Annotated in this window: 19 protein-coding genes; 9 read left to right on the forward strand and 10 right to left on the reverse strand. The window is 57.6% G+C overall.

The genetic code is table 11. The annotated features are described in order from the left end of the window. Positions 1-1,344: an OmpP1/FadL family transporter gene (locus tag J3U88_RS22715; RefSeq protein ID WP_207861282.1), complete on the forward strand. Its 1,344-nt coding sequence runs from the start codon at positions 1-3 to the stop codon at positions 1,342-1,344. A gap of 173 nt (positions 1,345-1,517) precedes the next feature. Here J3U88_RS22715 and J3U88_RS22720 read toward each other — a convergent pair whose 3' ends face one another. The 4 genes from J3U88_RS22720 to gluQRS all read right to left on the reverse strand — a co-directional run bounded on the left by J3U88_RS22720 (position 1,518) and on the right by gluQRS (position 5,588). After that, positions 1,518-3,110 carry a hypothetical protein gene (locus J3U88_RS22720; RefSeq protein WP_207861283.1) on the reverse strand — a complete coding sequence of 531 codons (1,593 nt, stop codon included), beginning with the start codon at positions 3,108-3,110 and terminating at the stop codon, positions 1,518-1,520. Beyond that, positions 3,107-3,757: a sigma-70 family RNA polymerase sigma factor gene (locus J3U88_RS22725; protein ID WP_207861284.1), complete on the reverse strand. Its 651-nt coding sequence runs from the start codon at positions 3,755-3,757 to the stop codon at positions 3,107-3,109. Before J3U88_RS22725 ends, J3U88_RS22720 begins: the two co-directional genes overlap by 4 nt. Positions 3,758-3,814: 57 nt before the next feature. Then, entirely contained in the window at positions 3,815-4,465 is a 651-nt protein-coding gene (locus J3U88_RS22730) for a 4Fe-4S dicluster domain-containing protein (RefSeq protein ID WP_207861285.1), read from the reverse strand. 112 nt (positions 4,466-4,577) lie between these two features. Continuing rightward, positions 4,578-5,588, reverse strand: coding sequence for a tRNA glutamyl-Q(34) synthetase GluQRS (gluQRS, locus tag J3U88_RS22735; protein ID WP_207861286.1), 1,011 nt, complete (start codon positions 5,586-5,588; stop codon positions 4,578-4,580). Between the two features lie 350 nt (positions 5,589-5,938). Between gluQRS and J3U88_RS22740 the strand changes: the two genes are divergently transcribed. Then, positions 5,939-6,550, forward strand: coding sequence for a BAR domain-containing protein (locus J3U88_RS22740; RefSeq protein ID WP_207861287.1), 612 nt, complete (start codon positions 5,939-5,941; stop codon positions 6,548-6,550). Between the two features lie 473 nt (positions 6,551-7,023). Here J3U88_RS22740 and J3U88_RS22745 read toward each other — a convergent pair whose 3' ends face one another. Further along, positions 7,024-7,689: an SPOR domain-containing protein gene (locus J3U88_RS22745; protein ID WP_207861288.1), complete on the reverse strand. Its 666-nt coding sequence runs from the start codon at positions 7,687-7,689 to the stop codon at positions 7,024-7,026. A gap of 166 nt (positions 7,690-7,855) precedes the next feature. On the opposite strand from J3U88_RS22745, the gene J3U88_RS22750 reads away from it, so the two are divergent. The 3 genes from J3U88_RS22750 (at position 7,856) to J3U88_RS22760 (ending at position 11,377) form a co-directional block, all read left to right on the forward strand. Next, positions 7,856-8,830, forward strand: a complete 975-nt coding sequence (locus tag J3U88_RS22750; RefSeq protein WP_207861289.1) for an RluA family pseudouridine synthase — start codon at positions 7,856-7,858, stop codon at positions 8,828-8,830. A gap of 88 nt (positions 8,831-8,918) precedes the next feature. Then, on the forward strand, positions 8,919-9,326 hold the full coding sequence (locus J3U88_RS22755; RefSeq protein ID WP_207861290.1) for a thioredoxin family protein: 408 nt from the start codon (positions 8,919-8,921) through the stop codon (positions 9,324-9,326). Between the two features lie 14 nt (positions 9,327-9,340). Continuing rightward, positions 9,341-11,377, forward strand: coding sequence for a helicase-related protein (locus J3U88_RS22760; RefSeq protein WP_207861291.1), 2,037 nt, complete (start codon positions 9,341-9,343; stop codon positions 11,375-11,377). Between the two features lie 38 nt (positions 11,378-11,415). On the opposite strand, the gene J3U88_RS22765 is transcribed toward J3U88_RS22760, so the two are convergent. The 5 genes from J3U88_RS22765 to J3U88_RS22785 all read right to left on the reverse strand — a co-directional run bounded on the left by J3U88_RS22765 (position 11,416) and on the right by J3U88_RS22785 (position 15,543). Next, positions 11,416-11,772, reverse strand: coding sequence for a hypothetical protein (locus J3U88_RS22765; protein WP_207861292.1), 357 nt, complete (start codon positions 11,770-11,772; stop codon positions 11,416-11,418). Positions 11,773-11,959: 187 nt separating this feature from the next. Next, positions 11,960-12,292, reverse strand: coding sequence for a hypothetical protein (locus J3U88_RS22770; protein WP_207861293.1), 333 nt, complete (start codon positions 12,290-12,292; stop codon positions 11,960-11,962). A 31-nt stretch (positions 12,293-12,323) separates the two neighbouring features. After that, positions 12,324-13,760: a radical SAM protein gene (locus J3U88_RS22775; protein WP_207861294.1), complete on the reverse strand. Its 1,437-nt coding sequence runs from the start codon at positions 13,758-13,760 to the stop codon at positions 12,324-12,326. A 284-nt stretch (positions 13,761-14,044) separates the two neighbouring features. Continuing rightward, a complete protein-coding gene (locus J3U88_RS22780) occupies positions 14,045-14,722 on the reverse strand; it encodes a prolipoprotein diacylglyceryl transferase (protein WP_207861295.1) in 678 nt (225 codons plus the stop codon). A 71-nt stretch (positions 14,723-14,793) separates the two neighbouring features. Then, complete coding sequence (locus tag J3U88_RS22785; RefSeq protein ID WP_207861296.1) at positions 14,794-15,543, reverse strand: hypothetical protein; 750 nt, start codon at positions 15,541-15,543, stop codon at positions 14,794-14,796. A gap of 896 nt (positions 15,544-16,439) precedes the next feature. On the opposite strand from J3U88_RS22785, the gene mgtE reads away from it, so the two are divergent. Genes mgtE through glyS form a run of 4 tightly spaced genes read left to right on the forward strand, consistent with a single transcriptional unit; the run spans position 16,440 to position 21,524 of the window. After that, positions 16,440-17,831: a magnesium transporter gene (gene mgtE / locus J3U88_RS22790; protein ID WP_207861297.1), complete on the forward strand. Its 1,392-nt coding sequence runs from the start codon at positions 16,440-16,442 to the stop codon at positions 17,829-17,831. Positions 17,832-17,855: 24 nt separating this feature from the next. Beyond that, positions 17,856-18,584, forward strand: coding sequence for a recombination protein O N-terminal domain-containing protein (locus tag J3U88_RS22795; protein ID WP_243436104.1), 729 nt, complete (start codon positions 17,856-17,858; stop codon positions 18,582-18,584). Further along, on the forward strand, positions 18,581-19,438 hold the full coding sequence (glyQ, locus tag J3U88_RS22800) for a glycine--tRNA ligase subunit alpha (protein WP_207861299.1): 858 nt from the start codon (positions 18,581-18,583) through the stop codon (positions 19,436-19,438). The genes J3U88_RS22795 and glyQ overlap by 4 nt, the downstream gene beginning before the upstream one ends. Continuing rightward, positions 19,431-21,524: a glycine--tRNA ligase subunit beta gene (gene glyS / locus J3U88_RS22805; RefSeq protein WP_207861300.1), complete on the forward strand. Its 2,094-nt coding sequence runs from the start codon at positions 19,431-19,433 to the stop codon at positions 21,522-21,524. Before glyQ ends, glyS begins: the two co-directional genes overlap by 8 nt. The last annotated feature ends 270 nt before the right edge of the window (positions 21,525-21,794 follow it).

Consider the following 21,794-nt stretch of genomic DNA (forward strand, 5'->3'; position numbering starts at 1 on the left):
ATGAATCGTTTGTTGGTTTGCCTACTCCTGCTCGCCACGGGGACGCTCTGTTTTGCCCAACACAACAACCGCTCGGCGCGCGATCTCCAGTTCCGCTTCGGCAATCCCGGCGCCCGTTCGCAAGGGTTCGGCGGCGCCTTTATCGGTTTGGCAGACGACGCCACCGCGCCGGTAGCCAACCCGGCCGGCATGCTGCGTACCGCCAAACGCTCGCTCGCATTTGAACTCAACTACGAACGCCAGGATAACGAGATCCCGTTTTTCGGCGGGACCATCCAGCAGCAGAACATTTTCGAATTTGACTTCAACTTCACCGAATCCGAGGCACCCGAAAATACCTTCCAGGTACCTTATGTCGCGATGGTTTTTCCCAAAAACAACCTGCGCTATGGGTTTTTCATGCACCAACAGGCCAACCTGCAGCGGTCCTACCGCACCGAACCCATCACCATCTGCCACTTGAACGCGGATTTTTATCCGAACTGCGATCAGGACGACAACCCACTGCAGTTCAACCCGTCCACGGACATTTTAGACATTGAAATGCTCAACGTGGGGGCGTCTTTTGCTTTCGGCATCGGCGACCGGTTCTCGATGGGCGTGTCGGTCTTTTTCAGCCAAATGGATTACCAAGCGGACTCGATCATCGAGTTTCGCCAAATCTTAAACACGGTGCAGGTTCAAAAACTGGCGCGCGGTGAAGACGAAGATTTCGGCGGTATCATTGGTTTTCTGTGGCGTCCGGCCGAGGAACTCTCCTTGGGTGTGACCTACAAAAGCCAGCCCGAGTTCGAGTACACGGCAACCCTGACCAAAGACCAACCACTCCCACGCGTACCCGACGATTTCACCCAGATCGGTTTGTTTAAGGTACCGGATTCACTGGGCATCGGTATCAGCTTCGCGCCGCTGGATAACATCACGGTGAATGTCGACGCCAACCGCGTATACTACTCGGAAATCACCGACGAACTGATTGATTTCTCGGGTGTTCGCGTCGAGGACCTGCTGGTGACCCAATCGATGAAGGACGTCACGGAGATCCACGTGGGTATGGAATATGTCTTCCTCAACCTGGCCTATCCCCTCTCCCTGCGTTTGGGTTATTGGTTGGATCCGTACCACGCGGCCACCAACAACATTGAGGACAGCCAAATCTTGGAAGGCGACGTCGACCGTCCCTCGGTTCGCGACGTCTTTTTCCTCAACGCGTTTGAAGACGACAACAACCACTACTCGCTCGGTTTAGGCTGGTCTTTCGGGACCAACCTGCAATTTGACGCGGCGGTCGAGGTGGCGGATTCTTCACGGGCCGCCACGGTAAGCGGCATCTACCGCTTCTAAAAACCCGATTCGCATTTGAAAAGGCACCCTCAGAGGGTGCCTTTTTTGTTCTCCACGGCAAACGCCGACCGTTATAAACCTGCAAGAGTGGCCCGCCGTCGGTTCCATGGCGTAAACCTGAGCCGATCCAATTAGAGGGAGGCGGGCGACGCTTACGGATTTTCTTGGTGGGATCAGGGTTGCCGCAACTGCAGCCGGTTGTTGCGAAAAACCACGAGCACGGTGGTGGTTTGGTTGTTCATTTGGACATCGACCAGCAACCGATCATCACCGCGCCATGTCTTTGGGTAAAGCCAAACGGCGGAGCGGCGGGCAACGGGACTGTTACGCCAAAACTGTTGCCATTGCTCGGGTTCGAGTGGCCTATCGCCAAAAGGGGGCCACCATAACTTACGCCCGGCTACCAGATTCGTAGGCGGCTCGGTACGCGTTTGCCATGCGTTTTCTAGTTCCGTCAGGAGCCGCGCGCGTGTTTCGCCAAGTTTGGCCACCGCGGCACGATTGCTGCGATTCGGCGTTAACAACAAGGCTTCAAGCTCACTTAACCTGGTCCCAACGTCGGATTCCTTGCGCCGCTCTTTTGAGAGCTCGGTCACCTCAATCATTTGTTCCGCCCCAAGTGCCGCTTGTTTCTGTGCCAAGCGGGGCAACGGCGCCGCGTCATATTCAGGGGCGCTTTCAACCGCAACAGAGTCAAGATCCCCGCTGTCATACAACTGCTCAGTCGGACCTTCCCGATCAGACGCCGCCACTTTATCAGAAACCTCTTGTTCGGCAATACCGGCAGCCTCAGCCACGGGCATCTCGGCGACCTTCTCCGCAACAGGGCGCGTGACCTCATCGGCAAGGGCCTCCAACTGCTCGCTTTTTTTGGCCGCGTCGGAACGCGAATGATGAGATGCAACGGCGACTTCGTCCTCGGGCGCCGATCCCGTTACGGTGATGGATTCGTCTACCGTTTTTCCGGGCATCGCGTCGTCCGCGCGTTCTTCGCGTGCGGGCTCCGGCGACGCATCCCCTTGCGCGGATGCCACTTGGCGCGTCCCCGACCGGTCAACAGGCGACTCAGGTTCAGCAGTGGCCGGCGGCGAGGCCCGAACCGAATCAGCCAGGGACCGAAGTTTTTCCGCGGCCGGTTTGGGTGCCGGGGTCGATTTGGGTTTGGCGGCGACGTCGGACGCGCTTCGCGCCCTTTGTCGGGACGGAAGGGTCGGTTCCGCCGGCGCTTCAGCAACCACCCTTTCATCGCCGAAGGATGCCCGGCCGTCTGCCTTTTCGGCCGTAGATCGCGAGGATTCCTCGCGGTAAGGCGCACCTTCCGCGGGCAATTCGCGCAATCGTTCCAGGCTGCTGTCGCCGTCTTTGGATTCCTCCATGGCAAAAGCAAGCCCCTCGTCGTCTCGGGTGGTGGGTTCCGCCGCAACGGGGACATCGTCCAGCACCTGTTGCGGATGCCAATCGTTGCTGATCATCAAGGCCACCACCAAGGCGGCGGCAAGGGGTGCGACAAAGGTCAGCCAACGAACCAAGGGGCGTCGCTTGGGAAGCGAGACCACGGCCCCCTCGGCTCTCGGGACCGGGATCGCGGGCGCGGGTTCCAATTCGGCCAAGGCCTCCAGGTTGGCGTCCAGCTTTTCAAAGTGTTCAAGCATGGCCTCACAGCGGGGGTCGGCCGCGAGTTCGGCGGCATAATCGCGGCGGATTTCCGCCGGTTCCATGGTTTCCAGCAGTTCTTCCAGGCGGTCGAGGGTCATGGGTTCACTCATGTTTGATCCTCCGCCATCAAACGCGCCAGTTTGATTTTGGCGCGGCGAATCACGGTTTTCACCGAGTTAAGGTTCATGTCGTACATCTCGGCAATGCGGTGCTGGGGCACCTCGGCGATCACGTCGAGCAACAAAATGTCGCGGTCTCTTTCTTTTAATACGTGGAGATGACGGCGTAATTTTGCCAAATCGCCCTTGAGTTCGAGTTGCTCGGAAGGCAGGCGGGTCGGATCCACCAAAACAATGCTTGCGCCGCCTTCCTCCTCGGCGTCGGCCTCCAGGCTGATCGGCCTCTTTTTGGTAAAAAACTTGCGCACCTGATTGAGGGCGATCGCGAACAGCCAGGAGCGGAAGGCCGAAGGTTCTTTGAGGGTGGCGAGTTTGTCGAAAACTTTGAGGCAGATATCTTGGAACAGGTCCTCCGCGTCGGCGTGGGAATGCAGGCGATTGCGCAGGAATCCCCACAGATCGCGGCGGTAGTATTCCATGAGTTGCGGAAAGGCGTCGGCGTCGCCTTGAAGGTGTGCCTGCATCAGGGCCTCGAGATCGGGCGGGTCGCCCCGCCGGGAAGATTCACGCGAACCGGCCAACAGCGATTTGGCCATGTCGGGTACTACGGCGACCGTCAACCAGGAAAAAAGTTTCACGGCGTGCCCCCGTCACAAAAAGGCGGCAGCACCAAAAACGCGCACAACGCTTGCGGCTCAGCGCTTGGGTGGCTGATCGTCAACATCAATCCATCCAAAAAAAGTGTCTTGCTCCACGCGTTCGGCACGGTAACGGGTGGGGCTGTAAACCTGGATGCCGCCGGGGTTGACGGGGCAATGTTGTTCGCACAAGCCGCAACCGGTGCAGGCGTCGAGCACGCGTGGGTGAAAATCTTCGCCGATGGTAAGCGCTCGCTCTGGATAGGGGCATGCGTCGTAACACAGGGTGCAAACCTTGCCGTCAAAGGTCAAGCACTGCTCGGGCTGAACCACGGCGGTCCCCATGTCAACAGCCTCAGGTTTGGTGGGAATCAGGGCGCCGTCGTCGCAGGCTTGGATGCAGGGCATGGTTTCGCACAGGTGGCAGGCTTGGACGGAGGGTTCGATGTGGGGCGCGGATTGGGTCAAGCCGGCTTCGATGGGTTTCTTTTTGATCGCGCCGTAGGGACAGGCCTGTATGCAGGCGCCGCAGCGGGTGCAACTCGCCAGGAACTCCAGTTCAGAACGCGCGCCGGGCGGACGGATGGGTGCCTTGAGCATTTTGCCCAACTTGCGATCCACCTGGTTGCCAACCCCTTTGCGGAAGTGCGAAAAAAATTCGCCGAGAAAACCGCGTCGGTTGTGATCCTGATCGTCCCTGTTCGCCATCTTCCTTGAAATCCTCGTGTTCCGCTCGTTCCCTGCATGCGCGGCGGGAAAGTGCCACGCAACTACAGTCTAGCGTCAAATGAAGCTGGGTAAAGCGGAAATCGCGCGGCTGTTAGGCCGGCGAAACGCGGCCGGCGGCGGTCGCCAGACATCTATTTAATGAGGACAGATCATGGGATCCCAGCAATTCCCGCGCGGAAAGGGCCTGGCCGGATTCAGCCAAACCCAGGGAGGCCGCCAATTGCCCAACCAAAACCTCCGGCCGCCCCCCATCATTGCGAAATTCAGCGATGGAGGCCGAACCGTCCCGTTTCGACATTTTTTTTCCGGCGGGGTCCAACATCAAGGGCACATGCCAAAACTCAGGGCATGAATAACCTAACAAATCCCATAGGTAAATTTGGCGCGGCGTGCTGGGAAACAAATCTTCGCCCCGCAAAATGTGCGTGATCCCCATGAGGGCGTCATCCACGGTCACGGCCAATTGGTAGGCGAACAAACCGTCGGAACGCCGCACCACGAAATCGCCGACCTCGCGGCGCAAGTCCTGGCGCTGAACACCGAGCACGGCGTCTTCAACGGTCACCACCCGGTCCGGCACCACCAGGCGAAAGCCGGGCCGCCGGTCGGGATGCCGCGCCTGGGCGGCGAAACGCCCCGCCTCATCAAGCCGGCGGCAGGTTCCGGGATAGGTCAGGGTATGGCCGTGGGGCGCGCTGGCGGCGCGTTCAATATCCTTGCGCGAGCAAAAACAGGGAAAGACCAGATCACGAGCGATCAGCCGATCCAGCGCGGTTTGGTACAACGCGTCGCGCCGGCTTTGGGTGTAGTCGCCGAGCGGACCGCCGATGTCGGGACCCTCGTCCCAATCCAAACCCAACCAGCGCAGATCGTCTAAAATTTGGGCGGCCGAACCGGCTTTGACACGCGGCCGATCCAGGTCTTCCATGCGCATCACGAGGTCGGCGCCCAAAAGGCGCGCGTGTAACCAGGCCAACAGCAAGGAACGAGCGTTGCCCAGATGCAGCGGTCCGGTCGGCGAGGGGGCGAACCGACAACGCGGCCCGGCGGCACGACGTTCAGCGGCACGGGCAAATAACGAATCAAAAGTAGGGTCATTCATGGTGGGGCATTATCCTAAGCGACGCGATAAGCGTGAGGAATTTTCGCTAAAAATCTGGAGCGAAATGGCTTGAAAAAAAGCGGACCGGGGTCGCGCACGAAGCGCCCCCCCGGGTACGGCCAACATTCCCACAGACCGTTGCAGCCCAGAGGTTTAGCTAAAATCACCGCGATTTATCGCGTTTCCTTAGGATTATAACCGACGCGGGGAAACAACAGGCAATGCATGAAGGGGAAGGCAAAAAAATCACAGCGGCCGTTAAACCATCCGCGGTGGTGCCCGGTCCATTGCAGCAACAGGCACAGCACCTTAGAGGTAACTGAATCCGATTTGTGCCGTGGAGGTTCACCATGAAAAAAGTGTTGGTTTTCATCGAAGTCCTGCTGATTGCAAGCTTGCTCTCAATGGCAACGGTCAACGCCCAAGACCTACGCCACAACGACGACCTAAAGTACATCCGCGATTGGAAACGCAACGCCAAAGCAGCCGACCTCGCGGGCAGCCTCAGTTTGAGCCCGGAGCAAGTCGCAAGCCTGCGCGGCTACCGACAAAACTGGGACCAGGTGCACACGGAAATGGACCCCCAGCTCAACGCGGCCAAAACAGCCCTGACCGAAGCCGCCGCGGGCATTCGCAAACAGCTTGAGGGCGGGGCCGACCTCTCGCCCGAGCAAGAAGAACAATTAAACGCGTTACGGGGCGACATCAAACGGCTGAGCCGTGAAAAACGCCTCAAAACCCGCTTGGCCCTCAACGGCATTGAAAGCGTGCTGGAAGAAAACCAAAAAGAATCGCTAAAAACCTTCATGAGACAAGAACGCGCCCGCAACAGGGAAGGCCGGCGTTTCTCAAGGGAGAACCGCGTGTCACGCGAAGGCCGTAAAGACCGCGCCATCCAGCGCGCCAAACGGATCGCGGTCCGCCTGATCCTCTCCGACGGATTCCTCAACGCCTATCCTTAACCCACATTTCTCACAAGGAATTCTGCTGCGAAGCTAAACGCCGTGCGATTACAAGGGGGCGGCCTTCCGCATTACTCGGTCGAGTCGCCTTCGCCTCAGCTGCTACGCCTGCACCGTCTCTCGGTCGTAATCTTCGTACTCACAAGGCGTTTAGCTTCTCGCGACGAATCCTTGTGAGAAATGCGGAGTAACCCGCATTCCTCTCCATCAGCGCGTTGTTCTTTAACCAACTCGGAAAAGCGGGCACGAACGGTGGTCGGTGTCCAATCCGGGCCATGCATGAAGCAAGCACCATGCACGGCGGGGATTGGGCACCTTTTTTTATGGGGGACGGGCTGAATGCTTTGCTTCGTTGGGCGGTTTTCGCGGCTGCTTTGTCGCCAGGGCGCCAAGCCCCATGTTGGCGAGCGGGGTCACGATCCACCATCCTGATGGGGGCCTGCGGGCGCGCGGCTAAACGTCAAAAAGGGACGCTAACGTTCTCGGATCCAGGTACTCACCCCGAAAACGCGCTTCAGTTTTGCGGCGGCTTGATCGGCCTCGGGTCGGTTACGGTAGGGACCGACCTGTATTTTGTACATACCGCTTTCGCTAATCAACGCGGTGCCGTAACCGCGCGCCGACACTTTTTTTCGGAAATCTTCTACTTTGTTTTTTTCGCTGCCCGCGAGGATTTGAATCCAGAACCCGCCCCTTAACTCAGCCGCTTGTTTGGCGACCACCTTGTTGGCGGGCGGTTTGGGTCGCGGTTTTACAACGGGTCGGGTGGGTTCCGGCTCGGACCGCTCCGCCGCGGCGGTGGTCACCGGCGGCGGTGTTTCCACGCGCTCGGTAAGCCGATCCATGTTGGTGTCGTTCAGGTAGTCGGGCTCTTGGTTGACATAGTCGTCGGGGTCCGAGGCCACCTCGTCTTCAAAGACGGATAATTCTTCTTCCAGCGGCGAGCGATTGAGATTGGGGTCGATGAGCGGCTGGTTCGAGGCCAAATCAGGGTTTTCTAACTTTTCGTTCCACTTGAGATCGTCCTTTCCAATGAGGATCCCCATCAACAGAAAAAAGACGTTGATGCATACGAAACCGGCGATCAGCAAAAAAACCATACGCCGCGGTAGGAAAATACCGTCACGATCTCTGTTCAAGCTGGACCTCCACCGAGTTTGGCGATTGGCGGACGAGATGCCCCGAAAGGGAACATTCTAACCGAGGCGCCGCGGAAAAGAGATACAATTCCGCCAGTCCCGCCGCAGGCATGGGACGAAGTCACGAGGAGGGGGCGGGACAAAGTCCCGCGGAAGGAACGGCCCAATGGCTCGCCTCAATCACGGTCAATGGATCCTGCTGCCGAAGAACAAAGGTCCCGGGCAACCTGTGCTCGACGATTACCTGCAGCAGCACGCCCGGCTGTTCGTGGGAAAGCCGGTAGACACCTGGTTCGAAGCCGGTTATTTCCAATGTAATGATCGTACCCTCACTCGCGAAAGTGTCCTCAGGTCGGGTGATCAGCCCCGGCTGTTCCGACCCCCTTGGGAAGAACCGGTGGTCCCCGATGACATCCACATCGTCCACGAAGACGCCTCCCTCCTGGTGGTTGACAAACCACCGGGTTTACCGGTGACGCCGACGGGTGATTTTTACCAAAACACCTTGCTGCATCTCCTTCGAGCACAAACAAATAACGCGGCACTTAGCCCGGTTCATCGCCTGGACATTGAAACCTCGGGTTTGATCGCCTTTGCCAAACAGCCGGATCAGCGGGGTTTCTACCAAATGCAGTTCCAACAAAACCGCATCGCCAAAAGTTACACGGCGCTGGTGTTTGGGCGCTTCCCCACCAAGCTCACGATCATCGAGATGCCGCTGGCTAAGGACAGCCTCATTTATACAAAGGCGGTTCCCGATCCCGACGGCATACCGGCCCGCACCGAGGTGGCCGCGGTCGCGCACGACCTCGACCAGGATATGAGCGTGCTGGAGCTCAAACCCATCACGGGCCGTACCAACCAGTTGCGCGCCCATTGCGCGGGTCTGGGTTTTCCCATCGTCGGCGACAAAAAATACGGGGCTGATCCGCAACTTTTTTTACGTTGGTTGGAAGATAAAAACACGGCGGCTTATTTAACACGGTGGCGGCTGCCTTACCAGGCCTTACACAGCCGGTGTTTGGCCCTGGACACGCCGGCGGGCACCTGCTTGGCGTTGACCTCACAGCGCGATGTGGTGCAAACATGGCGCGACCTGCTACAGCAGTCGGCCAGGCCGGGCGGCGCCGACCTGAACTAAGCAAATCGCAGTTGAAAAGCGCGAGGCGACAAGCAAGGCGCCCATTTTCAGGTAGAATACGGGGCGAAGCGCGCGAAGGAGCAGATGCATGCAACGCTGGTTATCTTTGGTTTTGTTGATCGGTTTGGGATGCTGTTCACCCGGCAGTACCACCACGACCGATGTCGCGATCCAATTTGAAGTTTTGAGCACGGGGAAAGACATTAACCTGGAAGACCACGTCAAACCGGGCCACTTCACGGTATTTGATTTTTACGCGGATTGGTGCCCGCCCTGTAAAGAACTGGACAAAAGCCTGGTCGGCCTCAAAAAAACCTACGGCGACCGTTTGGTCGTTTACAAGCTGGACATCGTTAATTGGGACTCGGAATTGGCCCAGGCAAAAGGCATCGGCAGCCTACCCTACCTCGCTGTGTACAATGAAAAAGGCGAATTAATTGCCAGCGAACCGTCGAATAAAAGCCTGCCCAAACTGATTCACCACCTTAATTTGTAGGTGGCGACCGAACCGTGACCGCCGCAGAAACCCAAATCGGGGAAAACACCCCGTGGCAAGCGCAACCGCTTGCCAAAATGAAAATCAAAGGTCTCGGTGCCAAGTCACGGGAGAAATTGGCCAAGGCGGGTGTGCTCACCTTTGGCGACTTGCTCGCCCTTTTGCCACGTGATTATTTCGACTACAGCCGAATCCTGCCGATCCCTCAAGCCCCGCTGGAGAAGCAGGTTCACATCCGCGGCCGGGTCATCTCGCGCGAGCTGTCGATCACCAAAAACAAGCGCATTCCGGTATTGGAAATTCTGGTCGACGACGGACACGGTACCCTGCGCGTGGTGTGGTTTAACCAAACACACATCCACGACCGCATCATCAAAAACCAAACGCTGTCCTTGTTTGGCAAGATCCGCTACGAACGCAACGGGCGCACGATGAACAGTCCCAACTTCGAGGTGGTCGCCGCCCATGCAAACCCGGAAACCGGCGAACCCCAAATCGAACCGGTCTACCGCGAAATCGGCGGTTTGCGTTCGGCGCAAATCAATGGCTGGGTTCAGGCGGCCATCCAACAGATTCCACGGGAAGAAACCCTGCCGGCCAAGGTGATGAACCACTTTCTGTTTCCCAGCCATGCCGAGGCGATCAGCCGCATCCACAACCCGGAAAACAGCGTGCAATTGGACCAAATCCTGAAACGCCAAGATCCGGCCTGGCGGCGCCTCGTTTTTGAGGAGTTCTTCCACTTCCATTGCCAACGCATCCAGGCGAAACAACAGGTTCCCAGCCGCCACTATCCCCGCCTGCAACCCCACGACCGCGAACGGGACGCGTTCCTAGCCAAACTCCCCTTCCAACTCACCGGCGATCAACGCCGCGTGATTGATCAAATGACGGCATGGCTGCGCGGCGGTAAAAAACTCAACAGCCTCATCCAAGGCGATGTGGGCTGCGGTAAAACAGTGGTCGGCCTGGCGATGGGTTGGTTTTTTAAGCTGGCGGGTTGGCAAACGGTGCTGTTATGTCCGACGGTGGTGTTGGCCGATCAGCACTACCAAAAAGCGGCGCAACTGTTGGCGACACTCGGCGTTCGCTGCGCCTTGCTGACCGGCAAACGAAGCCGCACCGAGATCCGCGAGGTGTTGGAAGGCCTCGGCGGCGGGCAAATCGACCTGGTTATCGGTACCCACCGCTTGCTGGCGGAGGATGTGGTGTTTGCCAAACTTGGCTTGGTCCTGATCGACGAACAGCAACGTTTCGGCGTGGCGCAACGGGCGTCCCTGCTCCAAAAAGGACGCGAACCCCATTACCTGGCTTTTTCAGCCACGCCGATTCCCCGCTCGCTGGCGATGACCTTGTTCGGTGAGGTCGACGTCCTGCAAATCCGTCAGCGACCCGCGTTCCAAAAGCCGGTGCGCACGGCGCTCAAACGCGCGGCCAACCGCGACGAGGTGGTAGCCTTCGCGCGCAAACGGCTGGACGCGGGTGAATCGGTGTTTTGGGTGTTCCCCCTCATTGAGGGCGAGGCGGAAGACGAGGAACGCAGCGCGAACGCCATGTGGCAACGTTTCCGCGAGAACGAATTTGCGGGCGTTTCGGTGGGCCTGGTCCACGGCCGCCTCGACAAAGACCGCGTGGACACGGAGATGACGGCGTTTAAAGAAGGACGTCACCGCGTGTTGTTGGCAACCACGGTGATTGAGGTCGGCGTCGATGTACCGAAAGCCACGGTGATGGTAATCGAAGGCGCCGATTATTTCGGGCTCAGCCAACTGCACCAATTGCGTGGCCGGGTCGGTCGCGGCGGTCGCCAAGCCTTTTGTTTCCTGATGGTCGACGGCGTTCCCGACAAGGACCAACTGCAACGGCTGCGTTTTCTAGAAAAACACGACGATGGGTTCGAGATCGCGGAATATGACTTGGAGCGACGCGGCGCCGGCGAATTTTTTGGCAAGCGTCAGTCGGGTGTCTCCGATTTCCAATTCGGCGATCCATGGCGCGACCGAGACCTGATGCAGGCGGCCCGCCAAGCCGCTTTGGCATTCCTTCAGTGAGCCCCTTGCATCCGGCGCAAAAAACGCAAAAGCCTTTTTTAATTAAGGAAAAAGATAAGACCAAGGAGAACGGAGAACGCGGGCACCAAAATAACCGGTCCAAACAAAAGCCCTTTAACGAGGCGCTTACACCCAAAGAATCGCGCGAGCACCATGGCGCCGGCATGAAACACACCCATCATCACGATCATCAAAAAGCCGGAAAAGAACCCGGGCCCATCCGCGTCTTCCACAAGTCCGCTAAAAACCACACCGACCACAAAGACGGAAGGCACAAAGGAGGCGGCGACCCCCAACAACATGCGATCCAGCATATCGGTCAAGGCGGTTTGCCCAAAAGCACGGCGGTTGCCTTGATACGGGTTGGTGGTTCCTTGGTTCATAGGATCATTCATAAGGTTCTCCCAGGATCTGTCATGGGAACGATGGGCGAAGGGTCACCGGTTATGCTCCGTGAAACGACCTTGCTCAGGTTTCCACCATGCTTCTTCGGTGCTCAGAATTGTTCTCCCACGCGGAGGCGCGTATTGGATTTGGGCCAAATCGATCTACTCAAACGGTTTCGGCAGAAAAAGAAAAGCCTTAATGAAAGTCGAGGTTGGCAATCAACAGGATGCAGCCACCCACCACGAGAATGACATAGACCCCAAGCGACAGAATCAGTCCCAATGCCAACCGCGGAAATTGACGAAAGCCCATAAAAAGTGAGCCGAAAAACACGAGTGCCCCCGCGGCAAGCCACCATGCAAGGAGCTCAATAAACAAGAGACTCAGCACGGAGAAAAAAACCAAAAAGATCAAACCGCCGCCCAAACCCAACCAAACATTGTCGTAACGGACCCTATCGGGTTGAGGCCGGTCCTCGGGTTCGAGGCCTTGGTTTTCTTGGTTTTGCGCTTCGGGCATGTCTTCCACGGGGAACCTCCTAAGGAGCCAGGGGTAAACCTTATTCGTTTTCGGCTTGCGATTGGTACTGCCGGTCTAACGCGTCGCGGATTCGGGCGAGGCGTTCCTTGGCCTCGTCGCGGTAAAACAGGTTGTAGGTATCGAAGGGAATCAGCTTCCCGTCGGGTTGGGCAATGTGGACGCAGGACCTTTTGACCGCGCGCAGGTCGAAGCTGTAGGCGTCGAAAAACTGCATGATCAACACGCGAAAGACGTTGCGGTAATCCAAGGTTCCGGGAAGCTGCACCCGTGGCAGGCAGCACAACAGATCGGCCAATTTGGCGGCGGCGCCTTGAGGCGAATGGTTGGTGGCGAACAGGGAGAAAAAGTGTTGCCGCAGGGTTTCATCTTTTTCGAAAACAAGGGTGTTGCGGGTCCCACCTAATAGGATTTCGCGGTCGATCAACCCGGTTAAGGATTGCAATCTTCCCTTCATTTTGAGGGCATAGGCCATGGCAAGCGCGTCTGGATTGCAGGGTACCGGAATCAGATCTTGCGGTTGAAACAAGGTTGTTTGCTCGAGAATACGCCGACGTACCTCGGTGAGGGTGATGCGATCAACGGCGGGATCAAAGGACTCAGTCCGGCCGGCGACCTGCACGGGCTGGAAGGTCACACCGCGCACACAGGGTTGCGCAACGGCAAAGTCAATGATGTCACCGAGGGCGCCGTCGTTCAGTCCTTTTTTAACGGTTACCACCAGGGTGGTTGAAATGCCGAGTTCATTGAGGCGATCGAGGGCGCGGCGACGCAGCGCGACCAGATCGGCACCACGCAAGGGACGTACCTGTTCATCCAACAAGGCGTCGAATTGCAGGTAAAGCTCAAATCCGGGCATGAAATCGGCGAGGCGGCGCGCGAAATCGGGTTCTTTGGCGATGCGAATGCCGTTGGTGTTCACCATTAAATGGCGAATGGGGCGTTGCTTGGCGGCTTCGAGGACGGCAAAGAATTCGGGGTGCAGGGTGGGTTCGCCGCCGGAGATCTGGACCACATCGGGTTCGCCCTCGTTGGCGACGACGGCGTCGAGCATGGCTTCGATCTCTTCCATCGACCGAAAACCGGGGCGATGGGGACCACTGCCGGCGTAACAAATGGGACAGGCTAGGTTGCAGTGATCGGTAATTTCGATGAGGGTGAGGCAGCCGTGTTGCATATGGTCGGGGCAGATGCCGCAATCATAGGGGCAACCGTAATGCAGGGGCGTGTTGAAGCGGCGCGGCATTTCCGGCGCTTTGAGGTAGTTCTCCCGCGCATCGCGGTAATAATCGGCGTCGTCGGCGATGAGGACACGCTCGCGTTGATGTAATGGGCACCACTTTTCCAGGTAAACGCGGTTGTCGGCGATGAGGATTTTGGCCTCGCAACGACGGTAGCAACGGCTGCAAATCGAGGTCGCGGTATCGTAAAAAAGATAAGGCCTCACCTTGGCGGTCACGCAATCGCCTCCTTTACAAACGCAAACACCTTATCGGCCGTTTCGCGTTATGTCCCATCATTTATCACATCGGATGGGTTCCATCTTAGCGAAAGTTACCCAAGGAATGCGATGAAATCAGAACGAACCAAAAGCAGACCCAGGCGGTGAAACAACGACACTTCAACTAAAATTAAAGTAGAGGTGCACGCCGCCCACGGGAAGAAAGGCGGGTTAAGGCTGTCTCTTGTAAATCGCGCATTACCGGGTGCAAAGCGGGATAGGAATGTGGTTTCAGCGTTCCATTAAGCGCGGAACAACCCACGCGTCACACGCCATAGGTGCGGCGCGTCGATCAAGAGCGTCACCAGACAAACCCACTGAATACCGGTCAACAAGCCGAGATGCAAGGGCGCCTCGGGTTTGAGCCATTCCACCCCAAGGCGAAAGAAAAGGTACCCGGCAAGCAGGGCGCGAAATTGATCGCCGGCGCGATGGAAGCGCGCTTCGCAACCGCGAATAAGTCGCCATAGCACGGCCACCCAAACGATCTCATAGAGCTGGGTTGGGTGACGGTCGAGGCCGTCGCCGTAATCAACGCCCCAGGGTAGCATGGTGGGAATCCCGTGGGTTCCGTCGTGTAACCCACTAAAAAAACAGCCGAGACGGCCGATAATCAGGCCCACGGCGACGGGTGTCACAAAAGAATCGCCGGTCGATTCGGTCATGCCGATGATTTTTTTGGCGATTTCCACGCCGATTCGCCCACCGATTAGGCCCCCGACGATGGTTTTCCCGCCGATGAGCGCGCGTGGATTCGGCAGGAGCAAGGCGACGCGGTAGGGCTCCTGAAACCAAAAAACGAGCTTGGCACCAAGCAAGGCACCAAAGACGGCACCCACCGCGACGACAAGGGAAGCAAGCGCCTGAGCATCACCGTCGCGCTTGGCCCGGCGCGCCAAATAAAGGCGAAAGCCGACCATGTACGCCATCGTTTCAAAAGCGAAATGCCAAGCGGGATGAAAGAGGTCGCTCACGTAGCGGCCGGAACGGTTTAAATCCGGCCGACACGGCGGTTGCGCATCACCAGCAACATCACACCCATGACAAACACGATCAGCGCAACCCAAATGGTATCGAACCAGGTGGGATCCGGTTCACGGGCGGGCACGAAACTCAGGTCACCCACGGCGATGGCCTCGCCTGCAAACCGGTCGGTTTCGAAGCGCATTTGCAAACGCGAAAAAGGCACGTTGGAGTCGTAGTCCATGGTGTCTTCAAACTGCTGAAAGGTGCCGTCCAGCTCGCGGGACCAGCTACCGACGAGCGTTCCCAGCGGATCGTAGGCCTCGACACGGTAAACGGCGTCGCGACCTTTTGGCAACCCTTGGAGTTCGTATTCAAAACGGACGCGATCCACGGGTTCACCGAAATCGAGGGTCAACACACTTTCGTTGTCGGCCGGCTCGAGCACGGGTGTTTCAAAATCCGCGCGGCGGTTGTTCAAGAAATCCTGAGAGAACCACAGCGTCTGCGATACCGGCTTGGCGGCATCGTAGGAAAAGCTCAGCGGTGGGATGGGGTCCCCGTCCCGGTTCAATAGCACGGTCCCGTCGACCGACTGATTGAGGGGAATTTGGGGTTCATCGAATGTCAGAGTTATCGTGTTGTCGGGTAAGGCTTGGGTGAGTCCGTTTTGGTGGGGATCCAAATCGGCGGCGACACGGCGGGAATCGAGATGGATGGCCAGGGGCAGAATCCAGACACAGACCAGAACAGCCTTGACGAACGAAAGCAGATTCATTGTTTCCCTCTAAAAAGAACCATAAAAGAGAAAATAGGGAGAAGCTGAGGGGGGTATTCGATAGGCGTGAAAAAAAGGCGAAACGCAAAGAAGTCGTAAACCTTGATTTGAGTCCGGCACATGAAAAAACCGAACCGCTTATCATCAAAACCCCTATTTTAACAATGAACACGCGGATGAACACCCCTAACCCGCATTTCTCACAAGGAATTCTGCTTCTCGCGACGAATCCTTGGTGAGACATGCGGGCTAAGGGCCCTAATTGCTGCAAAAACCCGGGCAGGATTCGATCACCGCGGCGTTCTTCTTCGGAGATCGGTCACCCGTTGCGCGATGGGCTTCTGACCCGCATTTCCCACAAGGATTCGTTGCGAGAGGCTGAAACCTAAGAAGCGCGATAACTCGCGGCGATTTTGGCTAAACCTCTGGGCTGCAACGGTCTGTGAAAATGCTCACCGCACCCAAGGGGTGCGCTTCCGCTTTTCCCAAACCATTTCGCTCCAGATCTTTAGCCAAAATCCCTCGCTCTTATCGCGCTTCTTAGGTGAAAGCCTTGTGAGGTCGAAGCTGACGACCGAGAGACGGCACCGGGGGCCGACTTTTCGCGGGGCCGCCCCCTCGTAATCGCATGGCTTTCGGCTTCGTAGCAGAATTCCTAGTGAGAAATGCGGGTTTAAAAATCGCGCGAGAAAAAGGCTGGCCAGATCGGACAAGCCGGCTTACCCTAGAGCCTTGCCCCACCTTCAAGCACCAGTGATGATTTTCGCGACCCTGGCTTCGGTTGGGGGGATCGGGCTTTGCCCCGCAACGACTTCCTGTTCCCGAAACCACAAACAGCGCGTTGCCGGAACCCAACGCCATACCACGAACCTTTTGCGGCGGAGGCGCACCCCATAATGGACATCATACAAGTCAGCACACCCGAACAATGGGAAAGGCTCCGCGATGCACTGCAAAGTGCGCTGGAACGCGATGATCGCGTCTCCCTACTGCGGTTGGCCCACGAAAATTACCCGGAAGATTTTGCCTCGGTGCTGGATACGCTTGACTTCGACTTAGTCGTAAGCGCGGTCCGCACCCTACTCCTCAGTGAAATCAGTTATTGCGCGGAGGCCTTGATCTCCCTCGACACCAGCACCCTGGCCCGCATCTATCCGTTCCTGAAAATCCCCGAGTGGGCGATTGTGCTCAACGAACTCAGCGACGACGACGTGGTTTGGCTGCTGGAACTTTTTCCCGAACCGGCCCGTGAACAACTGGTCGCCCGCATTCCCGAGGAAGAACAAAACGACGTTCGCCAGCTGATGAACTACCCGGAAGACTCGGCCGGGCGCATCATGACCACGGAATTTCTGGCGCTGGACGAGAACCAAACGGTAGAACACGCGATTGAACAAATCCGCGGCAGCCGCGATTTGGACCCCATCAACCTGATGTTCGTCTACGTCACCCGCAACAAAGAACTCGTCGGCCAGGTAAGCTTGCGCCAGTTGTTGCTGCAAAAACGACCTGCCAAGTTGGGCAGCTTCATGCGGACCGACGTGATTCCCGTCCACGTCAACCTCGACCAGGAGGAAGTGGCCGAAATCGTGAGCAAGCACGACGAGGTGACGGTCCCGGTCATCGACGACAACAACCATGTACGCGGCATCATCACGGTGGACGACGTGCTCGACGTTATCCAGGAAGAATCGGAAGAGGACCTGTACCAAATGATCGGGACCTCGGACGAGGAACTGTTGGTGCGCGACAAAACCTTTAAAATTGTGAGCCTGCGTCTGCCCTGGATCATGGCCTCGTTCGCGGGAAGCTTGCTGGTGGTCATGATTATGCGTTTCACGGAACGCGATGTGTTCGGCGAGGATGCCGCGCGCATTTTCACCTTTGTGCCGATGATCTCGGCCATGGGCGGCAACGTGGGCGTGCAGTCTTCCACCATCATGGCGCGCCTGCTCTCCAACCACTCACTCAACTTCCGCGAGGCACGTACCTCAACGATCAAAGAGGCCAAGGTCGGCCTGTCCCTAGGCGTGGTCTGCGGCTTTATGATTGGCTTTTTCGCCTTGTACTGGGGCGGCCTGGGCATGATGCTCACGGTGCTGACGGCGATGATGTGTACGCTGACGGCGGCGGCGATTACCGGCACGGTGATCCCGATTGCGATGAAACGGATCGGTTTCGATCCGGCGCTGGCCACGGGCCCCTTCGTAACCTCCTTTAACGATTTCATCGCGGTCTGCGTCTACTTTTCCATCGTGTTTGTGCTGCGCGACTACTTCACGATTTAGGCAACCGCCGGGAGTTCGCCCTTGATGCAGCAGAAGTGCCAGGGTTTCGTCGTTCACCACACCCGCCTCTCGGCGAGCCGGTACATTGTCCATGTGTTCACCGAGGAGGAGGGCCAACGCGCCTTGATCCTGCGCACCTCCAAAAAAGTCACCATGGTGTACCTCACGCCGCTCTGCCGCGTGGCTTGCGAACTCAGCGGCAAACAACACCAAAACCTGCATCAAATTCGCGAAATCCGTTTGCTGGACCACAACTTTGACGTGGCCGGCAACTACCTCGGGCTCAGCCTGATGCATCACTGGGGCTGGCTGATCCACCAATCCCAACCGGAAGGCCAAGAGGATGCGCGGGTGACCCGTCTCCTGATCCACCTGATGGATTTCCTGGCAAGGCGCCAAAAAGCGGGCAAGCTCCTGCCGGGAATGATGCCGCACCTCAACGCCTATTTGGAAACCTGGCTGTTGGTTTTCGCGGGGGTTTTCAGCCGCGACCCACAATCGCTGCAATGGCTGTTGCAGGACCTGGCTGAAAACCACGGAATCCGGCCCGCCCCATGGTTACCCGGTGACACCGACTACACGACGCAACTCTTTGAACTAAAGATTGAGCCCTTCCTTGACTATGCACTACAATGGGGAGCTTTAACCAGGCTGCATCGGGCACTCGGCGACATCTGGGAACATTTTTTGGCAAAACCCATTAAAACCCGAGCGAATCTGGTTCATCAATTTAACGAAAGGCGGCTCTTGTGAAATTCCAGGATCTCATTTTGGCGCTGCAGAATTATTGGGCGCAGCAGGACTGTGTCATCAGCCAACCCTACGACATCGAAGTCGGCGCGGGCACCATGAACCCGCATACCTTTCTGAAGGCGCTTGGGCCCAATCCATGGAACGTGGCGTACGTCGAACCCAGCCGCCGACCGGTTGACGGACGCTACGGCGAGAACCCGTTCCGCGTTCACAAGCACTACCAATTCCAGGTCATTCTCAAACCCTCCCCCGACAACATTCAAGAGCTGTATTTGCAGAGCTTGGCGGCGATGGGCATCAATCTCGAAGACCACGACATTCGTTTTGAAGAAGACAACTGGGAAGCCCCCACCCTGGGTGCCTGGGGCGTCGGCTGGCAAGTCCTGCTGGACGGCATGGAAATCACCCAGTTCACCTATTTCCAACAAGTCGGCGGCATTGATACGGCGCCGATTCCGGTGGAAATCACCTACGGGATCGAGCGATTGTGCATGTTCCTCGGCGGGGTCGACAACATTTTCGACCTGCCCTGGTCCAACAGCGTGACCTACGGCGACGCCCGCAAACGCGAGGAATATGAGTTCTCAAAGTACTGCTTTGAATCGGCCGACATCGATCTCCATAAAAACATGTTCGACCTTTACGAAAAAGAAGCGTTCCGCCTGCTTGAGGAAAACCTGCCCTTGGTCGCTTATGACTACACGCTCAAGTGCTCGCACGCGTTTAACGTGCTCGACGCCCGCGGCGCGGTCAGCACCACGCAACGACCGGCCTTCATCGCCCGCGTCCGCAAATTAGCCTGCGCGGTCGCCAAACTTCACGTCGCATTGCAGGAGGGGGCCAACCATGGCTGAGTTTTTATTGGAAATCGGGACTGAAGAGATTCCCGCGCGCATGTTGCGCCGCGCCCATAAAGATCTGCGCGACGGCTTGGAAAAAGTTTTGGCCGAGGCCGACCTCGAATTCGACGAAATGGAATCCTTAGGCGCACCCCGCCAGTTGGTGGTTACCTGCCGCAACATTCAAGCGGCGCAAGAGGACCGGGTTGAAACGGTTCTCGGACCGCCCGTCAAAATCGCCTACGACGCGGCAGGCAACCCCAGCAAAGCGCTGCAAGGGTTCCTGCGCGCCAACGCCGGTCTGAACCCGGACCAACTGTTCCGCACCCAAGGCAAAAAAGGTGAAGTGGTTGCCGGCAAGCTCGAGGTCAAGGGCCGGCAAACGGCGGCGATCCTGGCGGAAGCAATCCCGGCGTTGCTGGCCAAATTGCATTTCCCGAAAAAAATGCGCTGGGGCGCCTGCGAGGAACCTTTCATTCGTCCCGTACGTTCGATTCTGGCCCTCTTCGACGGCGCGGTGATCCCCTTTGAATTCGCCGGCGTGGCCGCGGCCAACCAAAGCTTCGGCCACCGCTTCAGCGGCGGCGAGGCTTTTGCGGTTGACGCGATTGACACCTACTTCCAACGCAAAGCCGAACGCCACATTGCGGTAGGCCACGAGGAACGCGAAGCCAAAATCCAAGCCCAAATCGACAACTACCTGGCCCAAATCAACGGCATGCTGGTCGCCGATGAAGCGCTGCTGACCGAGGTGACCGATCTGGTGGAAAGCCCGTTTGTGGTGCTGGGCTCTTTTGACGAAAAATTCCTCGATATTCCCCGCGAAGTTTTGATCACCTCCATGCGCGAACACCAAAAATCCTTCACCGTACAGGATCATCACGGCAAGCTAATGCCGTATTTCCTCTCGGTGGCCTCGGTACCCGAGGACCGCAAAGGACTGGTCCGCAAGGGCAACGAATGGGTGCTCAACGCCCGTTTGTACGACGCCAAGTTTTTCTGGGAAACGGACCGCGAGAAAAAATTCGAGGATCTGTACAACAAACTCGACCATGTCACCTTTATCCAGGAGCTGGGCTCCTACCGCGACAAAGCCGACCGTTTGACCGACCTAACCGCGTTCATGGCGGACAGCCTGTCCCTTTCCTCGGTGGAAAAAGGTCAGTTGAAGCAGGCCGCCCAACACGCAAAATCGGACTTGGTCAGCGATTTGGTGTTTGAGTTCGCCGAGTTACAAGGCGAAATCGGCGGTTTGTTGATGCGTCACCAAGGTGCAGATGAACCGGTTTGCCAAGCGATTTACAGCCATTACGCACCGAGCTCGATGGACGACGATCTCCCCCTCAACCAACTGGGTTGCCTGATCTCGGTCGCGGACAAACTCGACACCTTGGTCGGTTGTTTCGCGGTGGGATTGATTCCGACCGGCTCCAAGGACCCCTACGCCTTGCGCCGCGCGGCCCAGGGGATCATTCGTATTTTGGTCGAAGCCGAGCTGCCGTTGGATTTGGACGCGCTGGTCGCCAAATCGCTGGAACTGTACCGCGAAAAAGCGGGCGTCACCCCGCCCGAGAATTTGGCGGAGACGCTGCAGCAGTTCTGCATCGAACGCATCCGCCACTACCTGCGCAAGGTGCGCGGTTTCGATTACGACGTGGTCGAAGGGGTTCTGGCCGCGGGCCACGCGCGCGTCGACCAAGTGTATCAGCGCGCGAGCGCGGTAGCGGAACAGCAGGAAAAAGAAGACTTCCGCGGATTGTCGCTGAGCCTGAAGCGCATGAAAAACGTCATTGCCGATGAAAGCGATAAACTGGGTGATTTCGACGAAAACCTCCTGAGCGACCCGGCCGAGCAGCGGTTCTGGCGCGAATACACCGCCGTCCGCCACGATATCGAAAAGGCGGTTGGCGAAGCACGGTACGAGGATGCGATGGACCTCATGGTCACCCTCGCCGATCCGGCCGAAGCCTACTTCGGCACCGACGGCGTTTACATCAACGTCGACGAGGACGCCTTGCGCCTTAACCGCAAGGCGATGTGCCGGGAAATCGGCTTGACACTCGGATTGGTGGCTGATATCAGTACGTTAGCGCCAAAATAAGGCGTCACGCGGTTTTCGCCGGCCATGAATTCGCGGGCCGCGACACATTTGTCGCGGATCCCGTGCTGGATCATCCTACATACAACGCTTTCTCAAACCGCAATGGACGCTTTTGGACGCTTTGATTCAATGAGCCTGAATGAGCCACATGCCGACCCATTGGCGACACGATCCCTGTGCTTGGCCGCGTCGCTGCGACAACGGCTGATGCAACAAGGCCGGAGCGCGGCTCATTGTGTTATCCCAGTTGGCAGACAGTGAGGGAAAAAA

This window comes from Acanthopleuribacter pedis (genome assembly GCF_017377855.1).
In the GTDB taxonomy this organism is placed as follows: Bacteria; Acidobacteriota; Holophagae; order Acanthopleuribacterales; family Acanthopleuribacteraceae; genus Acanthopleuribacter; species Acanthopleuribacter pedis.

What these genes read in the sequence shown, in the direction of transcription:
- J3U88_RS22780 (WP_207861295.1), bottom strand. Translation starts at nt 14,722, where the DNA reads ATGGTCGGCTTTCGCCTTTATTTGGCGCGCCGGGCCAAGCGCGACGGT.
- J3U88_RS22730 (WP_207861285.1), bottom strand. Translation starts at nt 4,465, where the DNA reads ATGGCGAACAGGGACGATCAGGATCACAACCGACGCGGTTTTCTCGGC.
- J3U88_RS22765 (WP_207861292.1), bottom strand. Translation starts at nt 11,772, where the DNA reads ATGAATGATCCTATGAACCAAGGAACCACCAACCCGTATCAAGGCAAC.
- J3U88_RS22795 (WP_243436104.1), top strand. Translation starts at nt 17,856, where the DNA reads ATGCAGCAGAAGTGCCAGGGTTTCGTCGTTCACCACACCCGCCTCTCG.
- mgtE (WP_207861297.1), top strand. Translation starts at nt 16,440, where the DNA reads ATGGACATCATACAAGTCAGCACACCCGAACAATGGGAAAGGCTCCGC.
- gluQRS (WP_207861286.1), bottom strand. Translation starts at nt 5,588, where the DNA reads ATGAATGACCCTACTTTTGATTCGTTATTTGCCCGTGCCGCTGAACGT.
- J3U88_RS22740 (WP_207861287.1), top strand. Translation starts at nt 5,939, where the DNA reads ATGAAAAAAGTGTTGGTTTTCATCGAAGTCCTGCTGATTGCAAGCTTG.
- J3U88_RS22750 (WP_207861289.1), top strand. Translation starts at nt 7,856, where the DNA reads ATGGCTCGCCTCAATCACGGTCAATGGATCCTGCTGCCGAAGAACAAA.
- glyS (WP_207861300.1), top strand. Translation starts at nt 19,431, where the DNA reads ATGGCTGAGTTTTTATTGGAAATCGGGACTGAAGAGATTCCCGCGCGC.
- J3U88_RS22755 (WP_207861290.1), top strand. Translation starts at nt 8,919, where the DNA reads ATGCAACGCTGGTTATCTTTGGTTTTGTTGATCGGTTTGGGATGCTGT.
- J3U88_RS22715 (WP_207861282.1), top strand. Translation starts at nt 1, where the DNA reads ATGAATCGTTTGTTGGTTTGCCTACTCCTGCTCGCCACGGGGACGCTC.
- J3U88_RS22720 (WP_207861283.1), bottom strand. Translation starts at nt 3,110, where the DNA reads ATGAGTGAACCCATGACCCTCGACCGCCTGGAAGAACTGCTGGAAACC.
- J3U88_RS22785 (WP_207861296.1), bottom strand. Translation starts at nt 15,543, where the DNA reads ATGAATCTGCTTTCGTTCGTCAAGGCTGTTCTGGTCTGTGTCTGGATT.